Below are 10,844 nucleotides of genomic sequence, written 5' to 3'. Positions count from 1 at the left end.
ATCCGTGAGGACCTGACGGCCTTCTTCACCGACCTGGCTGCCTTCCTCGCCACGCCCACCGGCCGGGCGCTGGCCCGGATCACCCTCGTCCAACCGGACGACACACGATTCGAGGAACTGCTCGAGCAGTTTCGGGCCGCCCGCCTCGACCGCGCGGGCGCAGTCATCCACCGCGGCATCGACCGGGGCGAACTCCCGCGCGAAACCGACGCGGAACTCTTGCTGGAGGCCCTGACTGGCTCGCTGCACTTCCGCGTCCTGGAACGCAATCTGCCGGCTGACCTCGACTACGTCCGCCGGCTCGTGGACCTCCTGCTGGCCGGAGTCCGCTCCACGACACCGCCTGCCGAACGCGTGTAGTTTCGTGGCCCCCCGCGCGCGGGCACCGTCGTCTTGTACCCACCGGGGGCGCCGCAGTGTCATTCTCGGGCAGTGTCATTCTCGGCCGTCACGCCGAGGGCGAGTCCATTCGCACCGTCGCCCGCGCTACCAAGCTGTCCGTCGGCACGGTCGACAAGGTCCTCGCCGACCACCGCGCCGCCAACGACTGATCACTGCTAGTGAGGTATACCACCGCTTGGACAGCTGGTGGGGAAGCTACTCACCCCGGTCAACGGCGCCCGGAGAACGAGGCTTGCGGGCCCGGTGACCCGGGGTCTGGGGACGGAACCCCCGGGCCCACGGCGCGCGACGCTACGCGGGTCGGGTGCTTCGTGGCTAGCACCCCAAGGTGGCCGGCTGCGGCGGGTCAGCGGCCGCGTAACGCCACGTGGGTGCCGGCAAACTCGGCGAGCAGGTCGCCGTGCTCGTCGACGCGGTGCAGCACGTCGTCGGCGGTGTAGGTGAGCTCGGCCGGGGTGCGCAGGCGCGGACCTCATCCCAGGTGATCGGGGTCGAGGCGGTGGGGGTGTCGCGGCCTCGCGGGGAGTAGGCAGCGATGGTGGTCTTCGCGACGTGGTTCTGGCTCCGGTCGATGAACAGTTTGTTGGCGCGCAGGTTCTTCGCCATCTTCGCGACCACGAGCTGAGGCATTTCGGCGGCGAGCTGTTCGGCGATCGCCTTGGCGTAGGCGGAGGTGCGCTCGGGTCGGCGGGTGCTGACGCCGCAGCTGAGCTACAAGCCTTTCGCCCGCTCGGCAACGACCTGCTGGCCCAGCAGAACAGCACCCTGGCCGCACACACCAAAGCCCTCGATGAGCACGCCGACGCGCTCGACGCGCACGTGCGCCAGAGGGACGACCACGCCGACGCTCTCAGCCGCTACCGCGGCGGCCGGTGACGCGGCCGCCCACGAAGGAGACGATCGTGAGCTCACCACCCAGAACCTGATCGGGGGCTTGTCACCAACCACGACTTCGACGGCGAGATCTCCGGCCGCGACTACATCGTGCACACCACCGAGGTCAGCCTCCGACCACCTCCCCGAGCGCAACGACGAGCTGGCACGCAGCCGGCCCGAGCCGGACGCGCTCGGGCTGACACCACCGGAGTCCACCGGCCACCGCGACGACTGAGCTGGTCTTCGATGACCTTGCGCTCGCTGACCTCGCCGTCAGGCGGCCTTCCGGGCTGCCTCTTCGTCGAGACGGCACAGCATCGAGCAAGCGGCCATCAAGGCCTGCACCGCGTTGCGCCGGTCGTGCTGGCGAGGATTCACGGTGTGGCCCGTCGCGTTCATTGGCGGGCGATTTCGGGCCGGGGACGCCTGAGATCGGCGGCCCCGGCCCTGATGCGTCGTGGTCGGCGGTCAGGCGATCGTGCCGGCGGCGTCGATCCGGATCACCGAGCCGGTCAGGTAGCTCGCCCGGGGCGAGACCGCGAACAGGATCGCCTCGGCGATCTCCTGCGGCGCGGCGGTGCGCTGCAGCGCGGTGGCCCGGCCGAGGTCCTCGACGCTCTCGCCCCACTCGACCAGGACGCCGTCGGTCCTGGTCGGGCCGGGAGCCACCGAGTTCACCCGGACCTGGGGGCCGAACTCCACCGCCCAGGTGCGGGTCAGCGACTCCAACGCCGCTTTGGACGCGCTGTAGACCGAGGCGCCGGGGATGCCCTTGGCGGTGGCCACGCTGGTCACGTTCACGATGCTGCCTCGGCCGCGGTCGATCATCCCGGACACCAGCCTGGCGACCAGGAAGTAGGCCCCGCGGACGTTGGTGTCGAACACCTGCTGGAACTCGGCGACGGACTGCCGCACGGTCGGTGAGGTCGGGAACGCGCCCGCGTTGTTGACCAGGATGTCCACCGGGCCGGCCTGCTCGGCCAGCGCTTCCACCGAATCGAGGTCGGCGAGGTCGGCGCGGACGAACCGGACGCCGCTGTGGTCGCCGAGCCCGGCGAGCGCCGCCTTCCCCCTCTCCTCGTCGCGGCCCGAGATGATCACCTGAGCTCCGTTGTCCGCGAGCAGACGGGCGGTCTCCAGGCCGATGCCCGCGGTGCCGCCCGTGACCAGGGCGACGTGGTTGTCCAGTTCCATGATTCGTTCCTCGTTGTGCTGCGGGTTTCCCGGGCGCGGTCTGTGCCGGGAAGGGGTTGGGCCGGGATCAGTTCCGGTTGTCCCGCCAGGCCAGCAGGTCCTTCAGCGGGGACAGGTCGTACCCGAGGTCGGTCGGGTGGATCTCGGTGGTGTACAACGTGACGCCGGCAGCGGCATACCCGTCCGCGGCGCCACCATCGCCCGGCCACGCGATCGAACGCTCGATCACGCGCTCGTCGCGGCCCGCTTCGGTGGCGAACTGCCGGACCAGATCGTCCTTGCGGCGGAAGGTGTCCAGGTCAAGGAAGCTGTGCCAGATGGTGGCATGCCTGCCGACCAGCGGCAGGGTCCGCTTCTCGCCGGAGCCACCGATCAGGATCGGAATCGGCCGCACCGGCGGCGGGTTCAGCTGGGCCAGCCGGTGCTCGATCCGGCGCAGCCCGTCGGCGAAGTGATCCATCCTGGACTTCACGGTGCCGTAGTCGTAGCCGTAGACCGAGTAGTCCTTCTCGTACCAACCGGACCCCACGCCGAGGATGAGCCGGCCGCCGGAGATGTGGTCGACCGTCCTGGCCATGTCGGCGAGCAGATCCGGGTTGCGGTAACCCATTCCCGTCACCAACGTGCCGATCTCCACCCGGGTCGTCATCTCGGCCCAGGCCGCGAGCGCGGTCCACGCCTCGAAGTTGGCGACATCGGGCTGCTCCGGCAGCAACTCGGGTCCCTCACTGGTGAGCCGCACGAACGGCTTGTGGAAGTGGTCGTAGCCGAACACAACGTCCACCCCCATGTCCTCGGCGCGCAGCACCGCGTCTCGCCAGGACTTGTAGCTGGGCGCGCCACCGGGCCACAGGTGCGCACCGATCCGAACCGGACGTGTCATCGCCGGGTCCTTCCGTGTAGAGCGGAGAGCGGGGGCGGTGTGCCACCCGCACCCGGGTCAAGTCCCCGACACCCGGCGGTGTTCCGTCCGGGCCAACCGTCTCGACGATGGCGTCCATAAGCAGGTGCGCGAGTCCGGTCATGGCCGGTGAGCGGCTGGGTAGCATGGGATCCGGCCGGGCGACGGCATGAGGAGAGTGCGCGGTACTGATGGAGATCCGGGAACTCCGAGCGTTCGTGGCCGTGGTAGACGAAGGTGGCGTGTCCGCCGCCGCCCGCAGGTTGCACGTGAGCCAGTCCGCGCTGTCGCAGACCATGCGCACACTGGAAGCGCAGGCCGGCGCCACCCTGCTGGTCCGCGACCACAACGGTGCCCGGCCCACCGAACTCGGCGCAGTGCTGCTGGTGGAGGCCCGGGCCCTCGTCGAACAGCACGACCGGCTGGTCGCCACGATCACCCGCGCGGGCGCGGGCTCCGACGGCGAGCTGCGGGTCGGGGTGCCCCTGGAGCTGCCTGCCGACCTGCTGCCCACCGCGATCGCCGAAGTGCGGGCCGGCCACCCCGATGTCCGGGTGCTCGTGCGCCACGCGCGCAGCACAGTGCAGCTCGCCGAGCTGAAAGCCGGCGAACTGGACCTGGCACTCGTCCGGGACCGTCCCGACGATCCGCGGCTGGACAGCGTGCTCGCGGTGGAGGAGGCGATGGGGGTGATCCTGACCTCTGCCCGGTCCGCCGAACTCCGCGAGGCCGACGGTGTGCGGCTGCACCGGCTGGCCGGGTTGTCCTGGATCGGATTCGCCCGGTCCGACGCTCCGGCCTGGCACGACCAGGTCAGGGCCACCCTGCGCAGCCACGGGGTCAGCGGCGTCGACCCGGCGGTGGTGGCCGATCAGCCGGTACCGTCGGAGGTCAAGCTGGCCGCCGTCGCCACCGGGCGCGCCTTCGCCCTCGCCTCACCCGGCTGGGGCCAGGCACTGCCCGACGGCCTGCTCTGGCACCCGCTGGCCGGTCACCCCGTCGTCCGTCGCACCTGGGCGGTCTGGCAGGCCGAGGCGCGGCAGCGGGCACTGGCCACGCTGGTCGCCGCCCTGGACGTCACCGGCCGCTAGCCAGCTTGGTGAGCGATGGCCTCCGATCCGCAGCGCAGGCCTGTTCCACTTGCCGGGCGACCTAATCCCGACGCGACCCGGAGTCTCAGTTCCTAACCCACAAGAAAGATGTCGAGCAGGCAGACCTGACCACCTTGTCCTCGTCGCAGCGGCGTCTGCTCACGCGGGTCCTCAAAGCCAGCACGACTCGACCGACCTGGTCGCAGGGCGCATGCGGAAGGACTTCGCCCGCAAGGTCGAGGAGCTGCGGCGCCTGGTCGACCTCGGCTTGGCCGGGGCGTAGCAGGTCCAGCCGCCGCTACGGCGATCCGAACCTGTCGAAGTGTGACACCGACGACCGCGGCTACGCCTACGTTCCGGTCACCACGCCGCTCACCGAACACGCAGATCGCCAAGCGGCTCCCGACGCTGGGCATCGCACTCGCCGACTACCGCCTCCACGTCCGCGGCAATTTCCGCGAATACGTGTCCATGTAGTTGAGAAACAGACTTCTTACACGCTGCAGCCCGGGCGGGCCGGCAACCGAGCGAGACCGCAGTGCAGCCACGTGCGGTGAATCATCTGGCTCACGCCGACCGTCGGGAACAGTCGGGCGAATGGGCCTTATCGGATGCCCTGTTCCGCACGATCGTTTTGCCGCGTGGCCGGTGTTCTGGGGTGATCGTTGGCCTGAGGAGATCGGCGTGTTCGGGGGCGCGGTCGAGGCTGCACGCACTTCATTCGAGGGGAAGAATGCTCCGGCATAGATCTGCGTTGGCTGTTACTGCGGCGACGTTGGGGGCGCTGGTGGTCTCTGTACCGCACGTGGCGTCCGCCAAGGCGCACACGGTGGCGCCGCCGTCGACGGTGTGGACCCCCGCCGACCACGGTGAACCACACCCCGTCCGGCGGCCAGCCCCCGACCGCGGCCTGGCTCACGGGCTACACGCCCGGCTTCGGCACGGCGGCGGTGTCGTCCTGCGGTGGCAGCTACATCGAAGCGCCCGGGGTGCACGCCGAGCTGTCGAAGGGGTTCGGATGGGAAGTACAGCCTGATCTTCGACGGCTCGAACGAGCGCTGGACGTTCAGCCCTGCGGGCTGGCTGCTGGCGCAGGCCGAACGCAATGGCAACGCCAACACCCCGCGCTGCAACGCCGACGGCCCCACCGCGTCGATCACCGACTCCCCGGGCCGGGTGACGAGCTTCGCCTACATCAACGGGCTGGTCTCGGCGGTCACGGACCCGACCGGCACGACGGCGGCGGTCTACACCGGGGCACGATCGCGGGCGACCAGCGCGGCGAAGTCCAACATCTCCACCGGGTCCCGGTGGTGGAGGTAGACGTTGGTGTCGACCACGACGAACACTCGATCGTCATCGTCCCAGTTACGGATTTAGCCCTCGATCGCCGCGTGGGCCTCCTTGAAGGCTGCGACGCGCTGGTCGATCTCCACCGACACCAGGCCATTGACCAGCCGTTGCTGTTCGGCGCCGGCGAAGCTACCGGTCAGCAGCAGCCCGTAGCGGCGGGTCAGCACTAGCCGGTCAATCTCCTCGCTGCTGACAAGGCCGCGCAGCCCCCGCACCGCGTCGGTGGTTCACTCCAGATAGAACAGCAGCCACGCATGTGCCTCACCCGAAAGATGCGCTGAGGCAAGGTTGGCTAGATCGTAGCCAGCCGCTGGATAGTGTCGCGCAGGTTGCGCCGGTCGATTCCGGGCAGGCAGTTGAGGACCAGGCGCCGATCCTGCCACTGGCCTTCGACTCCGGAATCGGCGCGACCTATCAGCCGAGCCCACGGCGCGCGAGCCGAGCCACCACTCAGGCCACCTCGCAAAGAGCTCTGCGCGCTCAACCGGCGCGGCCTCCACTGCACCGGCCCCCAACGGGAAACCCGCGCTGCGGATCAGCGGCGAAGGCTGCAAACGCCGCTGGGTCCGCCTCGTCGTCGACTGGGTTCTCGCCAGAAGCGACGAGTACCTCGCCGACCGCGACGCCACCGAGGCCACCGCGAGATCGCCGTGCGCGGGCAGGTGTCCGCGAAACCGGCGGACCGACCGCTGCTGGCCGGCCGCCTCGGGATTCGGCTGGAGCCCCAGCAGATCACCGACGCGCTGCAGTACCTGTGCCGCAGCCTGCGGCGCCGCGGCGCGAACTCAAGCACGATCCGCGCGCACGCCGCCGCCGTGCGCGCGATCGCCGACACCATCCACCCGCACGCGGCCCGGTACCTCTACGCCATCGCCGCCGAAGCCCACGGCATCCCCATCCGCCAGATCTCCCTCGACCTCGGCCACGCCACCCTCGCCACCACCGAGGCCTACCTCGAACAAGCCCACCAGCTCGCCGACAGCGCCGCCCCCGCCCTCGCCGGCCTCATCACAGCCGGCGAGAACCTCTCTCTGGCTTCAGACCAACGATGAACACCCTGACCGGGCCCGAGAACAGCACGCTCCTCGTGCTGCGCGGGTCCCTCGGGTCGCGGTAAGACCACGGCGGCCGAGGCCGTACACGCGGCAGGTACTACGGCGACCCCGGTGTCCCCGCCATGCTGGCCGGGGCAGCCGCGAAGCCTTTGCGTGCTAGAAACCCAGGGTGCGCGGATGACACCCGGGTGCCTCATTACGGTGGCCACCGGTCAAAGTCGAAGCGCGAACGCTTAGCGGTATGTTGCTGCTCATGAGCGAGCTCGACGACGACTTTGCGATGGTCATCGATCCGACCGTGCCGAGTACCGCCCGGGTCTACGACGCGGGCTTGGGTGGCAAAGACAACTACGAGGTCGACCGGGAAATGCTGCGCAAGGTCCAAGCCGTAGCACCCGAGGTGACCGAACTGGCCATCGTCGCTCGAGAATTCCTGATCCGCGCCGTACGCTTCCTGGCCCGCGACATCGGCATCGACCAGTTCCTCGACTGCGGTTCCGGGCTACCCACGGCCGAGAACGTCCACGAGGTCGCACAACGGTCCAACCCCGACGCGCGTGTGGTCTACGTCGACAACGATCCGGTGGTGCTCGCCCACGGCCGGGCGCTGCTGGCCGACAACGAGCAAACCCACATCGTCCGCGGCGACATCTTCCAGCCCACGAAGCTGCTGGCCGATCAGACCGTGCGCGGCGAGCTCGACTGGGACAAACCCCTTGCACTGATCCACTCGATGAGCCTGCACTTCTGCGCCGACGACCCGGCCGCCGTACTGCGTAACTACCTCGACGCCCTGCCGTCGGGATCGTATGTGGTGTTCAGCCACGCCCTCGATCCCGAAGACGACGAGTACAGTGTCGTCGCCCGCAACATCGAACGCGTGTACCAAGGCGCCTCCTCAGGGCGGATCCACTTCCGTACCCGCGCCGAGATCAACACCATGCTCGCCGGACTCGAGCTGCTCAAGCCCGGCCTGGTCCAGCCGGCCGACTGGTGGCCCGCGGGCCCCCGCATGCAGCCACTCAAACTCTCCGATCACTGCCTGCTCGCAGCCGTGGGCCGCAAACCCTGACCGCCCTTGGGACACAGCGGTACAGCGGTTAGCGCCAAGCCGGTGATCACGAGCTTGATGCAGGTCGCGGGGGCTACCGCAGCTCCGATTGTCGGAACGCAGTGCTCGCGATTCAGGGTGCCAATGACACTCGAGTTCCCCGTTCTGCTGTGACTGATCGACGAACGGTCGACCGCCTTCCGCGCCGAGGTTGCCTCCGCGCCCAGCATCGAGGTACAGGTGCCGACCTGCCCCGAGTGGACGCTGTTCGATCTGGCGCAGCACATCGGCGAGGGGCGCCGCGACTGGGCCGCCACCGTCGCCGCGGGGCCTGCTCCGGCCGAGTCCGCAGCGGAGGGCGCCCCGGCTGCGCCTCGGGAGCGCGAGGCCCTGCCGGCCTGATTGGCGGAGTCTGCGGAGCAATTGCTGGACGCACTGCGGAAGGCCGGCCCGGATCGTGGTTGCTGGACGTGGTGGGAGACGTCGCAGTCGCCGCAGACCTCCGGTGCAGCTCGGCACCAGCCCCAGCAGATGGCGGTGCACACCTACGACGCCCAGATCACCGTGGGTGCCCCGCAGCCGCTGCCGGTCGAGCTGGCACTCGACGGTGTCGACGAGTTCCTGTCCACCTGTGTCGCACGGTGAGTGCCTGGCCCCACAAGCCCGCTGTCGTCGACTTCCACGCCTCCGAGGGCCGCTCCTGGCGCCTCGCGCTCTCCGCAGACGGTGCACGGACCGCCTGTCTCCCCGGGCCCGGCAGCATATCGCCACCGCTGCCGACCAGGACCCGGACGCGGCCAACGCCTCCGCCTGGGGCACAGCCGGCGAGCTGGTTCTCATCCTGCACGACCGTGTCCCGATCAACTCCCTGAAGCTCGACGGCGACCGCCGTCTTCGACCAGCTCAGCGCCTGGGACCCGGATGAGTAGGACGTGACGATGCACCCCCTCGTACGCGTCGAGGCATGCTTCCCGTCAACGGCTACAGCCACGCCGTGGTGGCCTCGGGGCCGCTGGGGGAGCAGACCGCCGGGCTGAGCGCGGAGGTGTACCTGGAGATGAAGTCCCTGCAGCACCAGGAGGAGGTCTTCGGGGTGGTCTCGACCCGTCACTTCGGTGTCCAGACCAGCGTCGCGCTGCCGTAGCTGACGCGCCTGGCCGCGGCAACCCGCGGGCTGTCGGCCGCCATCGCGCTCGACTACCTCGCCGTCACCGGGCGGCCGCCGTACCCGCAGCTCCGCGGCGGGGACACGCTGCCGGGCGACAGCGCGTTCGTCTCCCTCACCGACACCGGCCGCGCCGTGCGCGCGCCTCGCGCCGAAACTGCAGGACTGACTCCGCACCCCGCTCAGCCCTGCGGGTTCCATCTCTTCCCGGCACGGCTGAGCTGTCTCTGCGGTTTACAGCTACCGGAACAGGTGGCTGGCGTTGTTGTTCAGCAGCTCGGCCAATAGTGTCCCGAAATTCCATTAAGTCCACCGGTATTTGGAACACTTCCCTGAAAGGGTTTAGCGGTGACCAAGAATTAAGTGGTAGTGCTTGGTGGAAATCGAGAATAGCGGAGACCGTGCCCATGGTTGCGCCGCAGTCGCCGCAGCGATCCGAGAAGTTGCGGCGGCGGTGCGTGCGGCCGCGCCGGCTCCGCCGGCGGATCCGGACGCTCTGCTCACGGCGGAAGACGTCGGGGAGTTGCTGCAGCTGTCTCCAAGGACGTTGAAGGATCAGGCCGCCGCCGGTGTTCTGCAGCATCACCGGTTCGGCAAGCACAACCGATTCACTCGCGGCGATGTGGCCGAGATCGTTCGGCTCAGCGCCGCTCCTGCGAAGCCGGCACGGCGGCGCGTGTCGCTGGGGGACCTTGCGCAGTACTGGTTTCCCGCTAAGAAGGCTGCTGAGGACCGGGGTCTGGAGCAGGAGGCGCAGATCCGGCGGAACTTGTGGCTGGATCCGCGTGATGGCGAAACCCGGTTTGGGGACTTCGCCGAGGAGTGGTTGGAGGCGGTGTCTCCGCGGCTGGAGCTGACCACGGTCGCGAAGTATCGGCCGTTCCTCGACAACCAGCTGCTCCCGCAGTGGAAGGCGTGGTCGCTGGTCGCGATCTTCAACGGCTATGTCGAGGTCGAGCGGTGGCTTTCGAAGTTGCACCAGGACTACGCCGAGGCGTTGGTGTCGTCGTACTTCGCGTTGTTCTCGACCATCCTCAACGGCGCTGTGCGTGCGCGGATGATCCCGGCCAACCCCTGCAGCGGTGTCCGCGTGACCAGTGGCGAGTTCGACACCGAGGGCTGGTCGCTAGTCCGGCTCAGGCGCTGCGGGCCGCGATGCGGCTCTACGAGATGGGCCTGGGAATGTCGGGGTTCGTGTTGTGTCTAACGGATTTCCTCACCGGTGCTCGATGGGGTGAACTTGTCGGGCAGCAGCAGCATGAGTGAGCACGATTCCGAGCGCCGCGGGATCGAGCTCCGGACACCGCTGAAGGAAGTCGGTGGGAAGGTCTACAAGGGAGGCCGGAGGAGTAATGATCGCCACTCGGATGACCGCACGCGGCCGCCTGCGAGGCGTGGCAACACCCGCCCGAAGAAGGGGCGGGACCAAGGCTCCTGCGGGTACACGGTTCGTGGCCCTGCCGTCCGGGATCCCTGTGCTCTACGAGGAGCTGATGGACAGCCATCGTGATCCCTTCGTGCTCAGCACGCTGGAGGGGTATCCGTGGCCGAAACGCCCATATCTCAAGTTGATCTCAACCTACTGATTACCCGTGAGGAACGTGGCGTGAGGACGCCCCGTTCCGCTCGAAGGCGCCGACTTTAACCCCACGCTGCCCCATTGAGGTTTTCTCAGTAGTGTCTGTGGTGTTCGTGGTGGGTTAGGACGAGGGCTGCCTGGACGATGGCGCCGATGTGGTGTGGGCAGAGGCTGATG

General features: G+C 68.8%; 14 protein-coding genes and 1 pseudogene. 11 read left to right on the top strand and 4 right to left on the bottom strand.

Annotation, left to right across the window (positions count from 1 at the left end):
• Both AB0F91_RS46145 and AB0F91_RS46140 read left to right on the top strand, forming a co-directional pair.
• Positions 1–360 (top strand): TetR-like C-terminal domain-containing protein (locus tag AB0F91_RS46145; RefSeq protein ID WP_360608700.1); only part of this gene is annotated, 360 nt, incomplete at its 5' end.
• Positions 361–416: 56 nt separating this feature from the next.
• Positions 417–551 carry a helix-turn-helix domain-containing protein gene (locus AB0F91_RS46140; RefSeq protein ID WP_360608698.1) on the top strand — a complete coding sequence of 45 codons (135 nt, stop codon included), beginning with the start codon at positions 417–419 and terminating at the stop codon, positions 549–551.
• A 166-nt stretch (positions 552–717) separates the two neighbouring features.
• On the opposite strand, the gene AB0F91_RS46135 is transcribed toward AB0F91_RS46140, so the two are convergent.
• Entirely contained in the window at positions 718–1,032 is a 315-nt protein-coding gene (locus AB0F91_RS46135) for a hypothetical protein (RefSeq protein WP_360608696.1), read from the bottom strand.
• Between AB0F91_RS46135 and AB0F91_RS46130 the strand changes: the two genes are divergently transcribed.
• Entirely contained in the window at positions 955–1,278 is a 324-nt protein-coding gene (locus tag AB0F91_RS46130) for a hypothetical protein (RefSeq protein WP_360608704.1), read from the top strand. The two genes, AB0F91_RS46135 and AB0F91_RS46130, sit on opposite strands and share 78 nt — an antisense overlap.
• A 468-nt stretch (positions 1,279–1,746) precedes the next feature.
• Here the strand turns inward: AB0F91_RS46130 and AB0F91_RS46125 are convergent, their stop codons facing one another.
• Positions 1,747–2,472 (bottom strand): SDR family oxidoreductase, encoded by a 726-nt coding sequence (locus AB0F91_RS46125; protein ID WP_360608694.1) that lies wholly within the window; start codon positions 2,470–2,472, stop codon positions 1,747–1,749.
• 67 nt (positions 2,473–2,539) lie between these two features.
• Entirely contained in the window at positions 2,540–3,355 is an 816-nt protein-coding gene (locus tag AB0F91_RS46120; protein WP_360608692.1) for an LLM class F420-dependent oxidoreductase, read from the bottom strand.
• Positions 3,356–3,564: 209 nt separating this feature from the next.
• Between AB0F91_RS46120 and AB0F91_RS46115 the strand changes: the two genes are divergently transcribed.
• From AB0F91_RS46115 to AB0F91_RS46105, 3 genes are all read left to right on the top strand, one after another.
• Positions 3,565–4,464, top strand: coding sequence for a LysR substrate-binding domain-containing protein (locus tag AB0F91_RS46115; protein ID WP_360608690.1), 900 nt, complete (start codon positions 3,565–3,567; stop codon positions 4,462–4,464).
• 324 nt (positions 4,465–4,788) lie between these two features.
• Complete coding sequence (locus tag AB0F91_RS46110) at positions 4,789–4,941, top strand: hypothetical protein (protein ID WP_360608688.1); 153 nt, start codon at positions 4,789–4,791, stop codon at positions 4,939–4,941.
• A gap of 486 nt (positions 4,942–5,427) precedes the next feature.
• Positions 5,428–5,787, top strand: coding sequence for a hypothetical protein (locus tag AB0F91_RS46105; protein ID WP_360608686.1), 360 nt, complete (start codon positions 5,428–5,430; stop codon positions 5,785–5,787).
• Between the two features lie 53 nt (positions 5,788–5,840).
• Here the strand turns inward: AB0F91_RS46105 and AB0F91_RS46100 are convergent, their stop codons facing one another.
• Complete coding sequence (locus AB0F91_RS46100; protein ID WP_360608684.1) at positions 5,841–6,032, bottom strand: hypothetical protein; 192 nt, start codon at positions 6,030–6,032, stop codon at positions 5,841–5,843.
• Between the two features lie 435 nt (positions 6,033–6,467).
• Here AB0F91_RS46100 and AB0F91_RS46095 point away from each other — a divergent pair, with 435 nt between their 5' ends.
• The 5 genes and pseudogenes from AB0F91_RS46095 (at position 6,468) to AB0F91_RS46075 (ending at position 10,295) form a co-directional block, all read left to right on the top strand.
• A complete protein-coding gene (locus AB0F91_RS46095; protein WP_360608682.1) occupies positions 6,468–6,869 on the top strand; it encodes a hypothetical protein in 402 nt (133 codons plus the stop codon).
• A gap of 256 nt (positions 6,870–7,125) precedes the next feature.
• On the top strand, positions 7,126–7,944 hold the full coding sequence (locus AB0F91_RS46090; protein WP_360608680.1) for an SAM-dependent methyltransferase: 819 nt from the start codon (positions 7,126–7,128) through the stop codon (positions 7,942–7,944).
• Positions 7,945–8,163: 219 nt separating this feature from the next.
• Positions 8,164–8,568, top strand: a pseudogene (locus AB0F91_RS46085) (maleylpyruvate isomerase N-terminal domain-containing protein).
• 319 nt (positions 8,569–8,887) lie between these two features.
• Positions 8,888–9,067, top strand: a complete 180-nt coding sequence (locus AB0F91_RS46080; RefSeq protein ID WP_360608678.1) for a hypothetical protein — start codon at positions 8,888–8,890, stop codon at positions 9,065–9,067.
• 397 nt (positions 9,068–9,464) lie between these two features.
• On the top strand, positions 9,465–10,295 hold the full coding sequence (locus AB0F91_RS46075; RefSeq protein ID WP_360608702.1) for a helix-turn-helix domain-containing protein: 831 nt from the start codon (positions 9,465–9,467) through the stop codon (positions 10,293–10,295).
• The last annotated feature ends 549 nt before the right edge of the window (positions 10,296–10,844 follow it).

Source organism: Amycolatopsis sp. NPDC023774, assembly GCF_040639695.1.
GTDB lineage: Bacteria > Actinomycetota > Actinomycetes > Mycobacteriales > Pseudonocardiaceae > Amycolatopsis.
The sequence above is the reverse complement of the archived record's forward strand: the minus strand, read 5'-3'. Positions and strand labels throughout refer to the sequence as shown.